The organism is Solibacillus sp. FSL W8-0372 (genome assembly GCF_037969735.1).
Taxonomy (GTDB): domain Bacteria; phylum Bacillota; class Bacilli; order Bacillales_A; family Planococcaceae; genus Solibacillus; species Solibacillus faecavium.
On sequence record NZ_CP150204.1, the window covers coordinates 2427006 to 2447626 of the forward strand.

General features: G+C 37.3%; 18 protein-coding genes, 1 other RNA gene and 2 other annotated features. Of the genes, 3 read left to right on the plus strand and 16 right to left on the minus strand.

Annotated features, from left to right (window positions below; all coding sequences use genetic code 11):
- Positions 1-100 precede the first annotated feature (100 nt).
- From MKY13_RS12355 to MKY13_RS12395, 9 genes are all read right to left on the minus strand, one after another.
- On the minus strand, positions 101-472 hold the full coding sequence (locus MKY13_RS12355) for a DUF5071 domain-containing protein (protein ID WP_339213023.1): 372 nt from the start codon (positions 470-472) through the stop codon (positions 101-103).
- On the minus strand, positions 469-1050 hold the full coding sequence (locus MKY13_RS12360) for an aminodeoxychorismate/anthranilate synthase component II (RefSeq protein ID WP_339213024.1): 582 nt from the start codon (positions 1048-1050) through the stop codon (positions 469-471). Before MKY13_RS12360 ends, MKY13_RS12355 begins: the two co-directional genes overlap by 4 nt.
- Positions 1047-2435, minus strand: a complete 1389-nt coding sequence (gene trpE / locus MKY13_RS12365) for an anthranilate synthase component I (RefSeq protein ID WP_339213025.1) — start codon at positions 2433-2435, stop codon at positions 1047-1049. Before trpE ends, MKY13_RS12360 begins: the two co-directional genes overlap by 4 nt.
- Positions 2436-2487: 52 nt before the next feature.
- Positions 2488-2691, minus strand: a binding site (T-box leader).
- A 50-nt stretch (positions 2692-2741) separates the two neighbouring features.
- Entirely contained in the window at positions 2742-4109 is a 1368-nt protein-coding gene (locus MKY13_RS12370; RefSeq protein ID WP_339213027.1) for a hypothetical protein, read from the minus strand.
- Entirely contained in the window at positions 4106-4747 is a 642-nt protein-coding gene (locus tag MKY13_RS12375) for an ATPase (RefSeq protein ID WP_339213029.1), read from the minus strand. Before MKY13_RS12375 ends, MKY13_RS12370 begins: the two co-directional genes overlap by 4 nt.
- A 159-nt stretch (positions 4748-4906) precedes the next feature.
- Complete coding sequence (locus tag MKY13_RS12380; protein WP_191700454.1) at positions 4907-5566, minus strand: tetratricopeptide repeat protein; 660 nt, start codon at positions 5564-5566, stop codon at positions 4907-4909.
- A 63-nt stretch (positions 5567-5629) separates the two neighbouring features.
- Positions 5630-6748, minus strand: coding sequence for a tRNA 2-thiouridine(34) synthase MnmA (gene mnmA / locus MKY13_RS12385; protein ID WP_191700227.1), 1119 nt, complete (start codon positions 6746-6748; stop codon positions 5630-5632).
- 59 nt (positions 6749-6807) lie between these two features.
- Positions 6808-7953, minus strand: coding sequence for a cysteine desulfurase family protein (locus MKY13_RS12390; protein WP_339213031.1), 1146 nt, complete (start codon positions 7951-7953; stop codon positions 6808-6810).
- Between the two features lie 24 nt (positions 7954-7977).
- Positions 7978-8397, minus strand: a complete 420-nt coding sequence (locus MKY13_RS12395) for an Rrf2 family transcriptional regulator (RefSeq protein WP_191700229.1) — start codon at positions 8395-8397, stop codon at positions 7978-7980.
- A gap of 130 nt (positions 8398-8527) precedes the next feature.
- Here MKY13_RS12395 and MKY13_RS12400 point away from each other — a divergent pair, with 130 nt between their 5' ends.
- Positions 8528-9820, plus strand: coding sequence for a replication-associated recombination protein A (locus tag MKY13_RS12400; protein WP_191700230.1), 1293 nt, complete (start codon positions 8528-8530; stop codon positions 9818-9820).
- A gap of 46 nt (positions 9821-9866) precedes the next feature.
- Here MKY13_RS12400 and MKY13_RS12405 read toward each other — a convergent pair whose 3' ends face one another.
- Positions 9867-10361 carry a GTPase gene (locus MKY13_RS12405; RefSeq protein ID WP_191700231.1) on the minus strand — a complete coding sequence of 165 codons (495 nt, stop codon included), beginning with the start codon at positions 10359-10361 and terminating at the stop codon, positions 9867-9869.
- Positions 10362-10508: 147 nt separating this feature from the next.
- Positions 10509-10913: an aminopeptidase gene (locus MKY13_RS12410; RefSeq protein WP_339213035.1), complete on the minus strand. Its 405-nt coding sequence runs from the start codon at positions 10911-10913 to the stop codon at positions 10509-10511.
- A gap of 136 nt (positions 10914-11049) precedes the next feature.
- Here MKY13_RS12410 and MKY13_RS12415 point away from each other — a divergent pair, with 136 nt between their 5' ends.
- Positions 11050-12546 (plus strand): methyl-accepting chemotaxis protein, encoded by a 1497-nt coding sequence (locus tag MKY13_RS12415; protein WP_339213037.1) that lies wholly within the window; start codon positions 11050-11052, stop codon positions 12544-12546.
- Between the two features lie 58 nt (positions 12547-12604).
- On the opposite strand, the gene MKY13_RS12420 is transcribed toward MKY13_RS12415, so the two are convergent.
- The 4 genes from MKY13_RS12420 to hisS form a co-directional block, all read right to left on the minus strand.
- The gene (locus MKY13_RS12420) at positions 12605-13366 is read right to left on the minus strand and encodes a tRNA threonylcarbamoyladenosine dehydratase (protein ID WP_339213039.1); all 762 of its coding nucleotides are present in this window, start codon (positions 13364-13366) and stop codon (positions 12605-12607) included.
- Between the two features lie 192 nt (positions 13367-13558).
- Positions 13559-13758, minus strand: a non-coding RNA gene (ssrS, locus tag MKY13_RS12425) — 6S RNA.
- Between the two features lie 148 nt (positions 13759-13906).
- Positions 13907-15673, minus strand: coding sequence for an aspartate--tRNA ligase (gene aspS / locus MKY13_RS12430; protein ID WP_339213041.1), 1767 nt, complete (start codon positions 15671-15673; stop codon positions 13907-13909).
- Positions 15674-15687: 14 nt separating this feature from the next.
- Positions 15688-16956 (minus strand): histidine--tRNA ligase, encoded by a 1269-nt coding sequence (gene hisS, locus MKY13_RS12435; RefSeq protein ID WP_339213043.1) that lies wholly within the window; start codon positions 16954-16956, stop codon positions 15688-15690.
- Between the two features lie 85 nt (positions 16957-17041).
- Positions 17042-17277 (minus strand) — a binding site (T-box leader).
- 155 nt (positions 17278-17432) lie between these two features.
- Between hisS and MKY13_RS12440 the strand changes: the two genes are divergently transcribed.
- Entirely contained in the window at positions 17433-19037 is a 1605-nt protein-coding gene (locus tag MKY13_RS12440; RefSeq protein WP_339213045.1) for an N-acetylmuramoyl-L-alanine amidase, read from the plus strand.
- 296 nt (positions 19038-19333) lie between these two features.
- Here the strand turns inward: MKY13_RS12440 and MKY13_RS12445 are convergent, their stop codons facing one another.
- On the minus strand, positions 19334-20533 hold the full coding sequence (locus MKY13_RS12445; protein WP_339216928.1) for an iron-containing alcohol dehydrogenase: 1200 nt from the start codon (positions 20531-20533) through the stop codon (positions 19334-19336).
- Positions 20534-20621 lie beyond the last annotated feature (88 nt).

A 20621-nucleotide genomic window follows, 5' to 3' on the forward strand; every position in this document is an offset into this window, starting at 1 on the left:
CCTTTCAACCTTATAGACGTATCTAATTTAAAGTTGGACTCATTTTCTTTTTAGTTTTTTAAAAAAATCACCTAACCAGATATCTGATTAGGCGAAAGTTTTAGGGTTCGAAACTTTGTAATGCTTCTTTTGCAGCTTCAATATTATCTTCATTAAATGGGGTTTCCTCCATTGCAGCAATCTTCTCTACTGCATCTACCAATACAAGCTTTGAATAAAACGGCAGCTTCGGGACAATTCTTACTAAGCACCAGTAAATCCACATATCATCGTCTCCACGTAGAACCTCTTCTACAAGTGGAGTTATCTCATTTGGATACTGAAGCAATAGTTCGACCATTGGCTCAGCTACCGGCCAGTTCATATCCTGAACCCACTCAAGTAGCTGTGGCAATATTGGGATGATCAATTCAGCATCTGCTTCTTTTAACTGTTCAACTGCGGCTAAATCATGTTTATCTTTTGGAATCATACACGTACCTCCACCTCTTCAAGAAATTTCCTGATCATATCGGAACCAAGCTTAGTTCCGATAGACTCAGGGTGGAACTGTAAACCGTATACAGGATACTTACAATGTTGAATTGCCATTATTTCCTCATCATCCGCGCTTATTGCAACAATCTCAAAATCCTTATGCAATGTTTCTTTTTCGATAATAAGCGAATGATAACGCATCACTTCAATTTCCTCTTCAAAATGTTCAAACAAACCTTTCTTTTCAAATCGAAGCTTGCTCGTTTTACCGTGCATTATATTTTCCGCCCTGCTCACTGCCGCGCCAAAAGCTTCTCCAATAGATTGATGTCCTAAGCAAATACCTAAAATCGGAAACTCAGAGTATAGCTGTTGAATCATTTCAATTACAATGCCCGCTTCCTTAGGCTTACCCGGACCAGGTGAAATAACAATGGCTTTCGGTTTCATAGAACGAATATCATTAACTGTTACAGTATCATTCCGGACAACTTTTACATCTTCACCTAACATTGCAATTTGGTGATACAAATTATACGTAAACGAATCATAGTTATCGATAAGTAAAATCATTTGCGCACCTCCAACAATGCCTTTGCTTTATTAAGCGTTTCTTCGTATTCCATCTCTGACACTGAGTCATACACGATCCCGGCACCTGCCTGGACATAGGCTTTTCCATCCTTTACAATCATCGTCCGAATCGCAAGTGCCAAATCCATATTTCCTGAAGTAGATAAATAACCAATTGCTCCAGCATATATGCCGCGCTTACGACGTTCCAAGTCATTAATAATTTGCATCGCCCGGATTTTCGGAGCTCCTGAAACCGTTCCAGCTGGCAGGCTTGATGCAAGAACATCAACTAAATGTGCATCATCTCGCAATTTACCAGACACTTCAGACACGATATGCATAACGAATTTATATTTTTCGATTTCCATATATCTAGTCACTTGCACCGTTCCGATTTGTGCAACACGTCCAACATCATTTCGCCCAAGATCGACTAACATTTTATGCTCAGCAATTTCCTTTTCATCCTGTAAAAGAGCTGTCGCCAATGCTTCATCTTCTTGTGCTGTTTTCCCCCGAGGCTTTGTTCCTGCGATTGGATTAGTTGTCACAATCCCATCCTGAACTTTTACCAGGCTTTCGGGTGATGTCCCTAAAACCGTATAATCATCAAAATCGAGATAAAACATATATGGAGATGGATTGGACGTACGTAATTTCCTATATAGTGTAAATGGATTTTCACTGTATTCCGCCTCAAAAGTTTGAGATAAAACAACTTGGAAAATATCACCTTTACGTATATGTTCTTTCGCCGTTTCCACCATTTCGATAAAGCTGTCCTTTTCAATCGATGGAGTGAATTTCACTTCAACCGGGTTATTCGGTGTTAACTGCGTCGCTTTAGTAATCATCTGTTCAATTACATCCACTTTTTGCTGCAATTGTTCAGCAGAATAGCCTTTTTCAAAAAGATCGAGGGCAATAATCGATATCTCCTGCAATAAGTGATCAATTACAATAAAAGTTTCGTAAAAATATACATGAACATCGGGCATATTATATTTATCGCCTACAATTTCCCCTATGTTTTCAAAATGGAAGGCTGTTTCATAGCCGAAGTAGCCAATTGCTCCTCCGAAAAAGGCAAACGGAAATTGCTCATTACAAATCGGCAGTAATTGTTTTAACTTTACCAGCACAGGCAGCCGCTCGGTTTCCAATGGCTCGTCATGAATCTGGAATGTACTCGTTGCTCCATCGCCTTTTAGCTCCCCTACAGGATTGAACGCAATAAACGAATAGCGCCCATTATGTTTAAATTTAGCATTTGATTCAAATAATACTTTTTTCGTTCCCTGCACTGATTCATAAATGGAAATCGGTGTATGCGTATCTCCATTTATTTTCTTTACTACATAACTTCTCATCTCAACTACCATGCTCATCTCTCCTCAACTCAACTAAAAATGCATACAAAAGGCCCTTTCGCTATTAAAGGACGAAAGAGCCGTGGTGCCACCTTTATTGACTAAAAATAATTTAGTCCACTCAAATCTCGTAACGTGAGAGCTACGGCACGACATTTCCTTCGTGCAGCTAGAAATCCCATTCATAAAGTGCGTTTACTAACTTCCACCGACCGTTAGCTCTCTGGAAAACAAAACTTTACTACTCTTTTTTCATCATCGCTTTTACTATACGTTATATTGTAAAGCTTAACGATATTTTTTTCAAACTATTTCGAATTAATTATAAATATATAATTGACCATGTGACTTTGCATAATAAAGATTGGCATCCGCATAAGCGGCCAATTGTTCATACGTAGCCTGATCTTTAGGTAATTGGTTTGAATGAATAAATCCGAAATGTACAGGAATTTCCATCATGCCCAATGTAGAATGTACTACTGAAGATTGAAGCTTTTCTTCTAATTCCATTAACAGTTCAAAAAATTTCGGTTCGGATATATCTTTTATAAAAGCTTCCCCTTCATTCTTTGAAAGGACATTTACTTCTGCATTATGTTTAAAAATGAAATGATAAATTGTTTCAAACATTGTAAACAGCAAATGTTCAACGAATTTATCACCAAATAAGCTTTCAATTTCCGTTGTTATGAAGCACCAATGAATACAATACAATGATTCATTATTTTGAAGTGCCTGTTCAACATGTTGTACGATTAATTCTTTTGAAATGACCTTCGGATACTTTATAGAAAGGGCGGAAACATCCTCATCAATAAATAAATCAGATAACAAACTTTTTACATTATTTGCGTCCAATGGTTTACGGTTAGAATTTTCAATGATTTCACGCAGCTCATTTGTATATTGAAATGTATCATACAGTTTAAAGGTTTTAATATGGTAATCCACCGTTATTAAAAACATAATATTTTGCTGATTTTTGAATTCAACGTAAGCCTGTTCAAATAATAAAGTGCTTTTCTCTTTTTGCCCCATGTTGAATGCTAAAATAGCTTCAGCAAATAAAATCTTGGCGTTATATAAACTGTGTTTGTTCTTTAAAAGTTCTACAAATTCCTGCTTCACATTTTGATACCCCTCATTATCTGCTATTGTAGCAAAATAATAGAGCGCACCTATATAACCTTTAGCAATTGTTAAATCTTGTATCGGAATCTTATTTTTATAAAACTCCGCTAGACTAATCGCTATTCTTGCTTTCTCAAATTGGTTTATATGGACTAATTGGGCAGCGAAATTATAATAATTAATAGAAATTAGTTCATAGGAGTTTAAATAATGCGCATATTTAACTGATTTTTTGGTCGCATCAATTGATTCATCAAAGTTTTTAACAACTACTTGTAAAAGACTGTATAAATAGTAAAAATACATTTTATTTTCATCTTTTCCATATGTTAAACATAGCTTTTCATAGTCATTCATAACGACGAGGAATTTCTCATATTTACCAGTTTCATAATAAGCTGAAGCTAAGTACTCATAACAAATAAGCGCCTCATCATAACGTTTTTCTTCAAGTGAAATCGGTAATGTTATCGTGCCAAAGTGAATTACTTCAAAATAGTTCAGTTCTCTATACAGACTTCTTAAATGTTCTACTTGGTTTGATATAATCATGGCACACGACCACCCCAATCATTGATCAATCCGAATACAGCTTCATACATTTTACTAGCCTCATCAATTGCCTGCTCTAATGTCCAAGCCAATGGTATATCGAATTGTTGTTTAATTTCCTGCAATTGCGTTACTACATTACTTTGCAACGTAGCTAATTGTTTTGGATAATTTTCATATTCAATGTATTTTGTATCATAAAAAGGCCTTAAACTTTTATGGCTGTATCTTTTTAATTGATTAAAATTTTGTAATACCTCTTCATTTAATGCCATTTTTTCATTAATAAAACTATCTAATGTATTATAAATATGTATTGCACATATAAATGCTAATTTCGTATTTTCATAAAGAGCTAGCTGAACATAGCGTTTTATTTGAAAGTTTTTAATGATTTCCAATAAAGAATTCCGATAAGCATATATCATCGTATTTTCAGGATTGGATATACGGTTAATCTCTTCATTTGATATTAAATACCAAATATCCAATATAGAAACAGATCGTTGATAGGATTCTTCAACAAACGGAAGGATTAGTGTAAATAAATCAAGTTCATCTATTAATTGTTGAAATTCATACAACTTCTCATCAGAAATTAAAAACATACAATCTGCTTTATCTATTTTAGCCTGCATGTCAAATCCCCACCTCAAATTGTCAGTTTAATTCATCATATCATATATGTATTATTAGTATATATTTCATTTATTTATCATTATAGAGTCAAAAAAAAAGTGAATGAAAAATACTTTTTCATCCACCGCTTACTTATATTTTGTATAAAATTAAAAATTTTAATTTGAACGTTGGCAAATCATATCATATAAATATTTTGCTTGATCGAATTCAGGCTGTAATGTATACGCTTGTTTTAAATGATATTTTGCTTTGTCTGTATCTGTTGTTGAAACTGCATATAATACACCCAAATTATAGTGTGCATCGGCATTATTCCAATCTTCTTCAATTACATACTCCAGTTCAGGTTTTGCAAAGTCAAACATTTCTAAGGAACATAGTAAAATACCATATGATAAACGAATTTGCAGATCATTTGGGGCAAGCTCTGCTGCACGCTGCATGAAAGGCAATGCCAACTTAAATTGCTGTTCACGCTCAAAACATTTCGCCAACATATAATACGCATCTGCTCCTTCAATACCAAAATCAATCGACTTTTGATACAGTTTTGCAGCTTCCGTATAACGCTCTGCTTCATAATATAGATTTGCTAAGCCATAATATGCCGTGGCCGCTTTTTCATCAACTGTTATCGCTTTTTGGAAAAATCGTTCTGATCTTTCGATATCTCCCATAGCTGCAAGGAGTGTACCAAAATTCACATAACCAATTGCATCATTTGGATTTGATTCAATTGCTTCGGTAAAAGCTTGTGCAGCTTCTTCATAGCGCTTCTCCTGGAATGCTTTAATTCCAATTTCATTATAGTTTATATCCATTATTCCACCTCAAAACAAAAGTATAGACGCTCAATTATTATGAACGTCTACCGTAAATTACCCTACATATGTTAACTTTTCGCTATTTTTAAACACGCCATCGATTGTACCGCCACCTAGGCACTCTTCACCATCAAACAGAACAACAGCTTGTCCAGGTGTGATCGCTCGAACAGGCTCGGCAAATTCAATATAAGCTGTACCGTCTTCACGCATTGTTACAGTTACCGGTGAGTCTTCCTGACGATAGCGGAATTTAGCCGTGCAGTTAAACGTACCTGTTTTCGCTTCCCCTGTAAAACTCATTTTTACAGCAGTCAATGCATCGGAATACAGTGCATCATGATGGAAGCCTTGGCCAACATATAATACATTGCGTGTTAAATCTTTACCTACAACAAACCAAGGTTCGCCGTCTCCGCCGATTCCAAGGCCGTGACGTTGACCTAATGTATAGTACATTAAACCATCGTGCGTACCTTTTACTTCACCATCAAATGTTTCCATATTGCCTGGCTGTGCAGGAAGATATTGGCTTAAAAATTCTTTAAAATTACGTTCACCGATGAAACAGATACCTGTTGAATCTTTTTTCTTCGCTGTAGCTAAACCTGCTTCTTCCGCAATTTTACGAACTTCAGGCTTCGGTAAATGTCCGATTGGGAACATAACCTTTTCCAGTTGTTCTGAAGTTAACTGATTCAGGAAATACGTTTGATCTTTATTATTATCAATGCCTCGAAGCATTTTCACACCGTTTTCGTCATGTGCTACACGTGCATAGTGGCCTGTCGCTAAATAATCCGCGCCAAGTGCCAGTGCATGTTCCAGGAAGGCTTTAAATTTAATTTCTTTATTACACATAACATCCGGATTTGGTGTACGACCTGCTTTATATTCTTCCAGGAAGTACGTAAATACTTTGTCCCAATATTGTTTTTCAAAATTGACAGCATAATATGGAATGCCGATTTGGTTGCATACTGCGATTACATCATCATAATCTTCTGTTGCAGTACATACACCAAATTCATCTGTATCATCCCAGTTTTTCATAAAAATACCGATTACATCATAGCCTTGCTGCTTTAATAAATAAGCGGCAACTGATGAATCTACTCCTCCACTCATACCGACTACAACTCTGATTTGAGATGGATCTCTTGTTTCTACCATTTACTATTCACCTTTTCTTAGACAAATCGCGTAAAAGGCGCGAAGTCTTCCTTATATATTTACGAAGTTAGTCGTTTCACAATTTCAGCAGTACGCTTCCCTGCTTCTCGCACTAACTCATCTGTTAATCCTAACCCAAAACTGAAACGAATGGAACTACGAAGCTCAGGCGCATCTTGCCCAAACATTGCTACTAGTACATGAGAAGGATCAATCGAACCTGCTGTACATGCCGAACCACTCGATACAAGTACTCCAGCCATATCCAGGTTAATTAAAAATGACTCTACATCTGTCCCTGGGAATGTCACGTTAAACACATGTGCCAACACGTCTGTTTGATGACCATTTATATGGAAATCGATATTTGCCTCCCGGAACTGTTCAATTAAAATATTTCTAAAACCATTATATTTTTCTTTGCGTTGCTGAAGCTCTTCTTCCACTATATCCGCTGCTTTTGCAAACGCAACAACAGTAGGTACATTTTCAGTTCCTGCACGACGCTTCTTCTCTTGGGAGCCACCATACAGTATACTCGAAATTTTCACACCTGTTTTTGCATATAAAAAACCGATGCCTTTTGGACCGTTCATTTTATGTGCAGAAACGCTTAATAAATCAATATGAAGTGCTTCAACATCGATTTTCTCTAATCCAAACGCTTGGACGGCATCAGTATGGAATGTTGCTATATGATTTTTTAAAACTTCTCCAATTTCAGCGATTGGCTGAATTGTACCAACTTCATTGTTGCCATACATAATTGTTACCAATATCGTATTTTCACGCAAAGCAGCCTTTACTTGATCTGCACTTACACGACCTGTGCGATCGACAGGTAAATAAGTCACGGTAAAGCCTTCTTTTTCAAGCTTTTCACATGCATGTAAAACTGCATGGTGCTCTATTTGAGTTGTAATAATATGCTTACCTTCATCTTGGCGGGCATATGCAGTACCAAAAATGGCCATATTATCAGCTTCTGTACCGCCACTTGTAAAAATTATTTCAGACGATTTCGCATTGATTTTTTGAGCCAAGCTCGTTCTCGCCTCATCCAATGCTTTACGTGCACTGCGCCCTACTGTATGAATACTTGATGCATTTCCACTTTCCTCCGCCATTGCACGGGCCATCACGTCAATAACTTCCGGTGCTACTGGTGATGTGGCTGCATGATCGAGGTAAATTGTATTTTTCAAACTAACTAACTCCTTTAAATAACACTAAATGTAAAACATATAACCATCAGTTACTTCATTATTTGTATATTTCGCTAAATCTTCAATTGTAGTTGTATCCAATACATTTTTTACAGCATCCCGGATGCGCATCCATAATTCACGTTGGGGAGCCTCTTCATTTTCAATTCCTTCGACCGGTTGGATCGGACCTTCCAATACACGAATAACATCTGCAGCTGAAATTTCGTTTGGCTTATGTGCCAGCATATAACCGCCGTAAGCGCCACGAACACTTTTTACAAGTCCTGCATTACGGAGTGGTGATACTAACTGCTCCAAGTATGCTTCAGATAACTCTTTGTCTGCTGCAATTTGGCGCAATGGAATCGGTCCTCCTCCATATTGTTTAGCAAGTTCTATCATTATTGTTAAACCGTAACGACCTTTTGTTGAAATTTTCATTGTAACACCTCTATTTTCTAGTCCATTTATAACATCTATTATACCATAACTCCTTTTAAACCACTCGGAAATACTTTATTATAAATGATATAAAGTTTAATTCTATAAAAAAGAAAAGGAGCGAACAATTGTGCAGAACGAACCGCTCGCCTATAAAATGAGACCTCGTACCATTCGGGAAATTGTCGGACAACAGAATATTATTGGTCCACATACACCACTTTTTAAAATGATTGAAAAAGATCATATTCCGTCAATGCTGCTATATGGTCCTCCAGGAGTAGGAAAAACTTCTATCGCAAATGCCATTGCTGGTAGTACAAAGCTCCCTTTTTTTGCTTTAAATGCAACTCATGCTGGAAAAAAAGATATTGAACAAGTTGTAATGGATGCACGAATGAGCGGAAAGGTCATTTTGTTTTTGGACGAAATTCACCGCTTCAACAAATTACAGCAGGATACATTGTTGCCACATGTTGAAAACGGCTCGATTGTCCTTATTGGTGCAACTACTGAAAATCCATTTCATGATGTCAACCCTGCCATACGCTCAAGATGCGGAGAAATTTTACAGTTGGAACGGCTTACAATTGAAGACGTGAAACAGTTACTATACATGGCACTTGAAGATAAAGAACGTGGGTTAGGGAATGAAAAAATAGAAGCAACAAATACACAAATCGAGAATATTGCGAATGCTTCCAACGGTGATGCGAGAAAAGCTTTAACATTGCTTGAATCTGTATATTATGCATCAGATGAAGTTGATGGCGTAACAAGCTTAAATGATAATGCGATAGAGGCGCTCGCTAAACGCATTGGAGTTTTTGGTGATAAAGGTGGCTCAAATTTCTATAATTTATTATCAGCCCTTCAAAAGTCAGTGCGAGGCAGTGATCCAAATGCAGCATTATACTATTTGGCCCATTTATTAGAAAGCGGAGATTTAATTGCAGTATGCCGACGACTCCTCGTCATGGCATATGAAGATATCGGCCTAGCAAATCCAAGCGTAGGTGCACATGTACAGGCTGCAACTGAGGCAGCGGTGAAGCTCGGTTTACCTGAAGCCCGTATTCCACTAGCAACAGCTGTAGTGGAAATGTGCCTTTCCGACAAATCAAATTCAGCATATAAAGCACTTGATAAAGCAATCGCTACAATACATGATGGCAAAACAGGCGCCATACCAAACCATCTTAAAGATGCACATTACGCGGGTGCGGCTACCCTTGGCCATGTCGGATACAAATACCCGCACGACTCCCCGATTGGTACATTTGGCGGCTGGGTTCAACAGCAATACTTGCCGGATGAACTAGTCGGAACAGAATTTTATCATCCTGTCATTGCAGGGGAAGAAAAAAGAATGGCTGCCATTTATGAAAAATTAAAATCATTTCACAACAATACGAAAAGTTAATTTAAAAAGAGCCATTTTCAGTTTAAGTGAAAATGGCTCTGTTGTTTTATTGGTAGGTCTTTGTAAAAGTATAGAATTTCTCCATGCAGTTTTCTAAATTTTCAGCAACTTGCAAATCTACTTTTTGTTGACCATTTAATTGTTGGATACTCTTTTTAATTTCGGAAATCAATTCTTCGTTATTTTCTAAAAGTGCATTTGGAATACAGCCTGCACTAATATGATAAAGCTCAATAACATGTGCGCGTGCGTCCACATCATCCTCTGCGATTAAATTCGAATGAGCTAAACCAGTAAAATAGAGAAGTTTTGAAGTAATGTCCATATATAATGTCCAATAAGTAGTTGATGGTGGCATTTCTCCATTATTTTTTTCAATATAATTATTAAAATTGAAAGCTACCTTCTGTAATAACTCGTCAAGCTGCTCATATGCCTTAGACCAGTTTGGCTTTGTATCAATATTATCAAAAACGATATTATCCATTTTTAATTGTAAACTCGGTAAGTTTAACAATTCATTCTTCATTTCGATTGTCATTCTAATGTCCTCCTTGCATCCCCATGCATTATAATCAATACGTACCTTAACTATAACAAAAAAAAGGTATTATACGGCAAAAACGAAGAATTAGCGCAAATCCTGCCATAATTTTGCCATAATTAACCCCTTTAATAGAATATTATGTCATTTGCCACCCAAAGATTCATTCTTCAAACGGGAAAAGTACTTTTCATACAATAGCATATCTTCTGCACATGATGATATAGGTTGTATTTTCATCTTTCCTTCTTCAAATACTTTAATTGTTTGATTTGAACTATAAAAAACCCATTTAAAAGGTGTAATCCACAAATTCAAGTTACTTTCATCATTTTCAAGAAAAAGTTGTTTTTCTTTTATGATTTTTGCCATCTTCCAAAACCCTTCACTTAATATGTAACTTTTCGATAAGAAATCATACTCGGGTTCTACAATATGTTGCGTATCATAAATATGAATCTGCTTCAAATCGGCGTCAATCGCAACCTCCACTGTTCCCACCACATCGTATAGATTAAGCCCGCGGTACTCCAATTGCTGAATTGGCATTGTGTTAGCCCCCTTTCACCTATCTCCTTATTATTTTATCACAATAATAATATCCAAAAAGTATTAATGAATAACGATTCAAAAAGACGTGACATTGTGAGGAAAATACTGTATATATTATATCAAAGCATGTAATTTGTTACAAAATAACGACATTTTATGGAAAGGTGATTTTATGATTCATCAATTAAATGCAAAAGATTTACATGAAAAAAATACTATTTTAATGATTGTCTATGGGATGGCTGCTTTCTTAGGCGGTGTGGCACAACTTTTTATCGATCGTCCCATTGGAGTCGCTCTATCGTTAATTATCCCTTTGACTATTACACTAATATGTTACTTTATTCAAAGAAAAGTAGTTGCATTGCATCCTTACTTTCCATATGTCGTTATCATCGCGTCAGTCTTGACTGTGTATGGTACAATCATTACCAATAAAGTAACATTAGCCACAATTATTTTAAGTATTTTTGTACTAATTTTAAGTAGTGTCCACAATCGGATTAAAGTTCTGTGCGCGGGATATATTGCCTCTACTCTTGGTTTGGTATTTAATTTCACTATGGATACTGAAGGTTTTGCCGTTGATCCAGCAAATGTTTTCGTAGTTCAAACTTTAATGTTTGTCGCTATTCTTCTGCAGGTGCGACAAAACAAAAAAATGTTTAATAATATTGAAAACTATATGACTCAGGCGAACGAGCGCGCTGTTCACGAAGAACAACTGCATCAGCGTCTGGAATCTTCCGTTCAAGGTATCACATCAAAACTTGAGCTTATAACTGACAGCACTAATCAATCGAGTGCTGCACATCAACAAATGTTAGCATCACTAAAAGAAGTGAGCATCGGGGCACATAAACAATCCGATCACGTTCAATCTATTGTTGAAAGTACGGAGTTAACGCATAGAGAGCTACATTCCATCGTTTCCGAGCTCAACAAGATTGTTACTGAAGCAGAAGATGGAAGTGTGAGTGCAGTAGAGGGAGTTAATTCCATGACAAAGCTCAAGCAGGAAATTGATCAGTTTACTGCATTTTTCAATGAACTCAATACAACATTTATGTCTTTATCAGATAAAATTAATGAAACGAATCAGTTCGCTTATTCAATTCATAAAATTACGGAACAAACAAACTTATTAGCATTAAATGCCTCCATCGAAGCTGCACGTGCAGGGGAACATGGAAAAGGGTTTGCGGTAGTTGCCCAAGAAATTCGTAAATTGGCAAGCTTGACAGATGATACTGTATTAAAGATTGATGAAAATTTAGCACAGGTCAATTCTTATAATAAACTTGCGCTTGATCGATTAACACATGGTTTAAACCATGTCGAAACACAAGTGCAAATGATTGAAAGCTCGAATAATACTTTTACAAATTTATTTAAAGCTATGAACAATTTACAATTGAATTTAACCCAGTTTTCAACGAGCGTAAAATCGATCGAAAAAAATGGGGAGTCGGTACAAGTTGCGACAAACGAATTTGCGACAATAATCGAGCAAAGTACTAGCTCCATCGATCAACTATGCAACGTCTTAGAGAAAATTACTAAAGACCAGACTGATGTAACAAAAAATATTGAAGAAACTTATCAACAAGCATTAAAAATAATTCAATAAGGACGAAAAAGGCAGTGTTGAAAAGTCAAATTGACTTCCACACTGCCTTTTCCTTATATTACCCTTGAACGCGGTTAATTTCCACATCTTTCAAAATGGTATTAATCACCCAGCTGGCTGAAATTAATCCAGCAACAGAAGGTACGAATGCATTTGAAGAAGGTGGTAATTTTGCTTTACGAATCTCTGCTTCAGGCTTGCCTACATATTGCGCGACATCCGGACGCACAACAATTGGTGATTCATCTGAAAATACTACAGTTATGCCCTTTTTGATCCCCTCTTTACGGAGCTTAGTACGAATTACTTTTGCAAGCGGATCTGTATGTGTTTTCGAAATATCAGCAATTTTGAAACGTGTTGGGTCCATCTTATTAGCTGCACCCATGCTCGAGATAATTGGAATATTACGTTTTAAACATTCTTTCATAATATGAATTTTGTACATGACAGTGTCCGATGCATCAATAACATAATCAATCCCCTGTGCAAAAAACTCTTCATACGTTTCTTCCGTATAGAACATATGCATATCAATAACTTCGCATTCCGGGTTAATATCTGCAATGCGTTCTTTCATAACAGCCGATTTCGACTTCCCTACTGTTGATAAATACGCAACTAATTGACGGTTTACATTTGTTATATCGACATTATCTTTGTCGACTAAAATTATTCGGCCGATTCCACTGCGTGCACATGCTTCAGCTGCAAAAGAACCCACCCCTCCTACTCCTAAAATTGCGACTGTTGTATCTTTTAGTTTTTGTAAACCTTCTGTACCAATAGCTAGCTCATTTCGTGAAAATTGATGTAACATCTAATTTTACCCCTCAATCTTTATCATTCTACTAGGCATTATAACGACAACAATTCTTATATGCAAGCAACATATTAAAAGTGTACTAGTGTTGAGAATGTTTTAATTTACTTTCTTTTAAATAGGATCGAGAACTTTTTAACAAAAAAAATACCCTTCCAACTTATTAGTCGAAGAGTAAATAAATTAAATACGAATCCCAAATGTGCCGTCTTGCTAAAAAACATCGTTTTGATCCCGCATGAATAGCAAGGGGGTGCACTAGTCGTAGCTTTAAACGTCCCGCTCCAATGGGGCATGTTTGCGGCTACGGTAATAAGTAGCTCCCAACGATTTAATGTTCGGTCAAAAGTGTTAAGTAACAAATTTAGCGACGAACACTTTAGGATTCGTGTTAAACAAATATTAACACCAAATTTCTGATAATTCAATTAAAATATCAATTTTTAAAGTAAAATATTAAAAATGTACTATGTTAATTGAAATATTTAGAAAAACCCGGCAATTTGAAATTTCTTTTCAAACTGCCGAGTTCTATTTTTATTTTTTTAAAGCAACACGAAGACTTAACTCTTCAAGCTGTGCATCTGAAACTTGTGATGGAGCCTCTGTTAATAAACAGCTTGCCGTTGCTGTTTTAGGGAACGCAATTGTATCACGTAAGTTAGTACGGCCTGCAAGCAGCATTACTAATCGGTCAAGTCCCATTGCTAATCCACCATGTGGAGGAACACCGTAATCAAACGCTTCCAGTAGGAAACCAAATTGAGCGCGTGCCTCTTCTTCAGAGAAGCCTAGTAGTTCAAACATTTTCGCTTGTAAATCCGGCTCATAAATACGTAATGAACCACCACCAAGCTCATAACCATTTAATACGATATCGTATGCTTGTGCACGAACTTCTTTAGGGTTTGTATTCATTAACTCCAAGTCTTCATCGAATGGACGTGTGAATGGATGGTGTGCTGCATAATAGCGACCTGCCGCCTCATCGTATTCGAATAATGGCCAATCAACTATCCATAAGAATTCGAATTTCGACTCATCGATTAATCCTAATTCTTTACCTAGTTTTAAACGTAGCGCACCAAGTGCATCTGCTACTACAGAAGATTTGTCTGCAACGAATAATAATAAGTCGCCAGCTTCTGCTTCTGTTGCAGAGATAATGCCGTTTGCCGCTTCGCCTTCAAAGAACTTCGCAATCGGACCATTTAAGCCTTCTTCCGTTACTTTTAACCAAGCTAAACCTTTTGCTCCATAACGACCTGCAAATTCGCCTAATGCATCAATGTCTTTACGAGAGTAATTAGCAGCTGCACCTTTTACATTAATCGCTTTAACTTCTCCGCCATTTGTTACAGCATTTGCAAATACACCGAATGCAGAATCTTTTACAATGTCAGAAAGCTGTTTTAATTCTAATCCAAAACGTACGTCTGGTTTATCTGAACCGAAACGATCCATTGCCTCTTTATAGCTCATACGCGCGAATGGAGTTACAACATCAATTCCCTTCACATCTTTCATAACTTGAGTTAACAGACGTTCGTTCATTTCGATAATTTCATCCATCGATAAGAATGAAGTTTCGATGTCAACTTGTGTAAACTCCGGTTGACGGTCTGCACGTAAATCTTCATCACGGAAGCAGCGAGCAATTTGGAAGTACTTTTCAAAACCACCTACCATGAGGAGTTGTTTAAATAACTGCGGTGATTGAGGTAACGCATAAAATTCACCATCATGTACACGAGATGGCACTAAATAGTCACGTGCACCTTCCGGAGTTGATTTTGTTAAGATTGGTGTCTCCACCTCTAGGAACCCTTCATTTTGTAGGAAGTTACGAATCGTACGTGTTACATCTGAACGCATTTTGAATGTGTCATACATTACTGGACGACGTAAATCTAAATAACGGTATTTTAAACGTAACTCCTCAGACACTTCTACATTATTATCAATGGCGAAAGGAGGGTTTTTTGCTTCATTAATAATTGTTAACTCAGAAGCTACCACTTCAATTTCGCCTGTTTGCATATTTTTATTTACTTGGGAAGCATCACGTAAAACAACTTTCCCTTTTACTTCGATTACATATTCATTACGGATTTTTTCCGCTATTTCTAATGCATCCTTTGCCTGATCACCGAAAACTACTTGTACGATGCCTTCACGGTCACGCATATCCACGAAAATTAATCCGCCTAAATCACGTCGTTTTTGTACCCATCCTTTTAAAACAACTTCCTGCCCTGCTTCTGCAGCTGTTACTAAGCCACATGCATGTGTTCTTTGCGCCATTGTTATTCCTCCACCTATTTGTTTTCTAAAACGTATTGCACTAGCTGACCAAATTCAACTTTTGTTTGATCACCAGTTGCCATTGTTTTTACATTTACTACTTGCTCTTCTATCTCAGTCTCACCTAGCACAATGACAAATTTTGCCTTGGCACGGTCTGCTGCTTTCATTTGTGCCTTCATTTTACGATCTAAATAATCCATATCTGCTGAAATGCCTTTTGCACGGAATGAACTTACAAGCTCAACTGCTTTTAGCTTTGCTTCTTCCCCCATCGCCACTACATACATTTCCAAATCATTTTCCGTGGGAAGCTCAATATTCTTTGCTTCTAGCGCTAATAATAAACGTTCAATTGAAAGTGCAAATCCGATACCAGGTGATTCCGGACCACCGATATCTTCAACTAAACCGTTATAACGACCACCACCGCATAGTGTCGTAATTGATCCAAAACCTTCACCTGTAATCATAATTTCAAATGCAGTATGGTTGTAATAATCAAGACCACGAACTAAGTTTGGATCCACTTCATACGAAATACCCAATACATCTAAATATTGTTTAACTTTTGTAAAGTACTCAGCTGATGAATCTGTTAAATAATTTGTTAAAGACGGTGCAGTAGCCATTGCCGGGTGTTTCGCATCTACTTTACAATCTAAAATGCGTAATGGATTTTTCTCTAGACGGCTTTGACAATCGCTGCAAAGCTCTCCAATAAACGGTGTGAAATGCGCGATTAATGCACTTCGGTGTGCATCACGTGTATCTTTATCACCTAATGAATTAATAACTAATTTTAAATCTTTCAAACCAAGTGTTGTATACACATCCATCGCTAGTGCCATTACTTCTGCATCTATTGCAGGATCAGCAGAGCCGATTGCTTCAACACCAAACTGTACGAACTGGCGATAGCGCCCTGCTTGTTGACGTTCATAACGGAACATTGGACCTGTATAGTAAAGCTTGACCGGCTGATCTACTTGTCCAAACATTTTGTGCTCGACATATGCACGTACCGCCGAAGCTGTTCCTTCTGGGCGTAATGTTAACGAGCGATCCCCTTTGTCCGTAAACGTGTACATTTCCTTTTGTACGATATCTGTTGTATCGCCTACACCGCGTTGAAATAATTCTGTCGCTTCAAACATCGGTGTACGAATTTCGTTATAACGATATTTATCACATAAATCTCGAATGACACGCTCTACATACTGCCATTTTTCTGATTGACCCGGTAAAATATCCTGTGTCCCTTTAGGTACTTTAAAATTCATTAAAAGCACTCCTTTCTTAGTTGACCAAACTGTTCGCGAGCTGAACAAAGAGAAAATAAAAAAAGCTCCCGCCCCTTGCAAAAATGCAAGGGACGAAAGCTTGTATACTCTTCCGCGGTTCCACCCTAATTGATGTATTGCTACATCCTCTCGTATTCGGATAACGGCCGATTCCGTCTTCCCCTACTAGAAAAAATTTTTTCGAGGAAACGCCTCTCAACTGTTGTTCACATGTTACTTACTGTAGGAAAGATTACAGCCTATGTCTTTCCCTCTCTTTTCAGCATTGGCAACCGCTACTTTTTTGGTCATTGGCAATGTTACTTTTGTTAAATTAACACTAATCTTAATGATGTCATGACAAGTTGTCAACCATTTTCAATAAAACGCTATATTTTTTGTCATATTTCCTTTTATAATAGAGAATATATGTGAAAGTATTGTAAAAGTACAAATCTCACTAAAAGGAGGAAGCTATGAATAAAAGAAAAATATTAATAGGTCTATCACTTTTATTACTATTTACAAGCATTTTTCCCTATAATTTTTCCACTAGCCAAGTGGCGGCAAATGGCGAGCAATTATTTGTAAAAGCAGAAAAATTATATTTGCGTGAAGGTCCTGGTCTTTCCTATCCTGTGCTTGAAACATTAAAAGAAGGAACAGAGCTGCTGTCGATAAAGAAAGAAGGCGATTGGCAACATGTCAAATATGGTGAGATGGAAGGGTGGGTTGCTGCGTGGCTAGTCAAATCGGCCGACAGTAGATCTGCTGCCAAATCCGAAAAAACTGTTATTGCTCAAGTAAATGATTTAAACCTTCGAGCAGGTCCATCATTATCTTCTCCGGTACTAACAAAGCTTTCTTCGGGGACAGAAAGTAAGTTTTTACATCAAGAACAAGATTGGATTCAAATTCAAAATGGAGAACTGGTTGGTTGGGTATTTGAAAAATATGTGACGATTAAAGAAGAAACAATATTAGAAACACCCTCTACTCCTTCAAATAACAATGAAGAGTCGAATGTAACGCCTCAGCAATTTGATCCAAATACATTTACCATCAATGTAAATGCCGTAAATATCCGAAAAAAGCCTGATCTAACTGCAAAAAAACTTGGGGTGGCAACAAATGGTCAGCAATTCAAAGTAATTAGCCGGGATCATAACTGGGTTGAAATTGAATATAAAAAAGGCGCTAAAGGTTGGATTTATAGCTTTTATGGAACATTTACAAAACAGCTGAAATCTGAACAATCTTCAAAAAAAGAACAAACAAATAACTTTGTCACTGTAATTTATAACGGGACAAATCTACGTGAATCTGCATCAACTTCTTCAAATGTTGTGACTCGTGCAGATGCTGGTAATACATATCCGATTATAGACAACGAAGGCGATTGGTATAAAATCGCATTAAATGAAGAACGAACAGCCTATGTTGCAAACTGGGTTGTAACTGAGAACAACAACGCAACAGGTCAAACTTATCAAAACCATGAAAATCAATCGGAAGATCGGAAAAAAGGGACTTTAAAAGGCGTAACAATAGTACTGGATGCTGGGCACGGCGGAAATGATCGCGGTACTACAGGTGCTCGTGGAACAGATGAAAAAGATATTAACATTATGACAACAGAATTGCTCAGGTCTAAGCTTCAGGCTGCTGGTGCAAATGTTGTAATGACACGTGAGTCGGATGTGTTTGTCGACTTGCGAAAACGTGTCGCTGTGTCACACCAGACAAATGCCGATGCATTTATCAGCATTCACTATGATGCAATTGAAGATAGTTCAGTTAATGGTTTTACAACCTATTATACGAATAGCTATCAGCAGGAGCTTGCCGAATATGTACATGCAGGCCTCGCATCCAAAGTTGATCTAAAAGATCGTGGAGCACGATTTGGTGATTACTTAGTGCTGCGTGAAAACCGTCAAAATGCCATTTTATTGGAGCTGGGCTATTTAAGTAATCCATCCGAAGAACGTGCAATCACTACAGATTACTACCGGGAACAAGCAACACTGGGAATTTATCAAGGTTTACTCAACTACTTTGATGCCCAGCTTGAACTGTAACAAAGTGAATATAGGGGCCGGGACTTCAGTAGAAATTTCATTAGATAAGGAAAAGACCCTTATTAAAAACGGATACTTTAAAAATTGATTGGAATGGAGGGCGACTCCAGCGGGAACAGCAAAATTTATTTTGCGACGAGTAACCGCAGGAGCACCGACGCCTGAGACTACAGGCTCAGGCCGTGCCCGCGGAAAGCGTCCCGGAATGGAAATCAATTTTTTATGCCAGCAAAAAAACGCCATTTCTCTCAAGGAGAATGGCATTTTTAAGTTATGTCCCATTCGCAATTTTTTAATTATTCCTGAATTATTTGATACAAATAAAACAATTCTTCTTCATTTAAAATTCGTGGCACAGGATACAAAGGGTTCGCCTCCTGTATAGCACGCTCTACCATTACCGGAACATCCCTGTTGATAATCCCCTTTATTTTTGAAGGTATATTCATTTTCCGATTTAATGCTTCTATCTCCTCAATAAATAGCTGGGCTTTTCTTTCATCACTATCGGTAATGCTCCCTATCCCTACAATATTAGCAAGTTCTGCTAATGGCTTTGTTGCACTTTCTCCGTAAAACCGAAGGACGTGCGGTAAAATTACAGCGTTTGCAAAGCCGTGGGGAATTTGATAAAAGCCACCTAACGTATGTGCGATTGCATGAACATAGCCAACATAGGCACGAGTAAATGCTAACCCTGCTAAATAGGAGGCGCGTTGCATTTCCGCGCGCGCTTTCATATCTGAACCATCTTCATATGCCCGTAACAAATATTTGAAAATAAGAATAACAGCTTCGCGGGCATATTTTCTCGTTTCCTCTGTATTACTTTTCCCTATATAGGCTTCTACAGCATGTGTTAATGCATCCATCCCTGTTGTAGAAGTAATATGTGGCGGTAAATTAACCGTTAAAACGGGATCCAGAACGGCATAATGCGGTATAAGTACAGGATCCATAATGGCAAACTTTTCATGTGTATCACTATTTGAAACAACCGCTGCAATCGTTCCCTCACTTCCGGTACCGGCCGTTGTAGGAACAGCAAAAAATGGTGGCATTTCTTTTCTTACTTTAAATAAGCCTTTCAAATCAGGAATAGACTTTGTAGGTTGTGCGATACGAGCCGCGACCGCTTTTGCACAATCCATCGGCGACCCTCCTCCAAAGGCAATAATTCCCTCACAATCATGTAGATAATAAAGTGCCAATGCTTCCTCAATATTAGTAAATGTCGGATTAGGCACAGTTTTACTGTAGATGACAAATTCAATATTTTGCTCATGCATTTCTTCTAATAATGAATCCATCAATTGGAGCTTATTAATCCCTTCATCTGTAATAATCAGGACAGTCTTCAAATTTAACTTCTGGATAAGTACCGGTAATTTTAATATAGTGTTTTCGCCTTGCAGTAAATCAGGCTTTCTCCAGTTCATCAGCTTCATACCCATACGCATCGAACTTTGAAATGTTCTACAATAAGCTGTATACATCGTAACACTCCATTTCTCTCTATTTATGTACCCCTCCATTTAATATTCAGCATTCCTGCTGGAAATTCCTTGCTTTCCATAAATATTC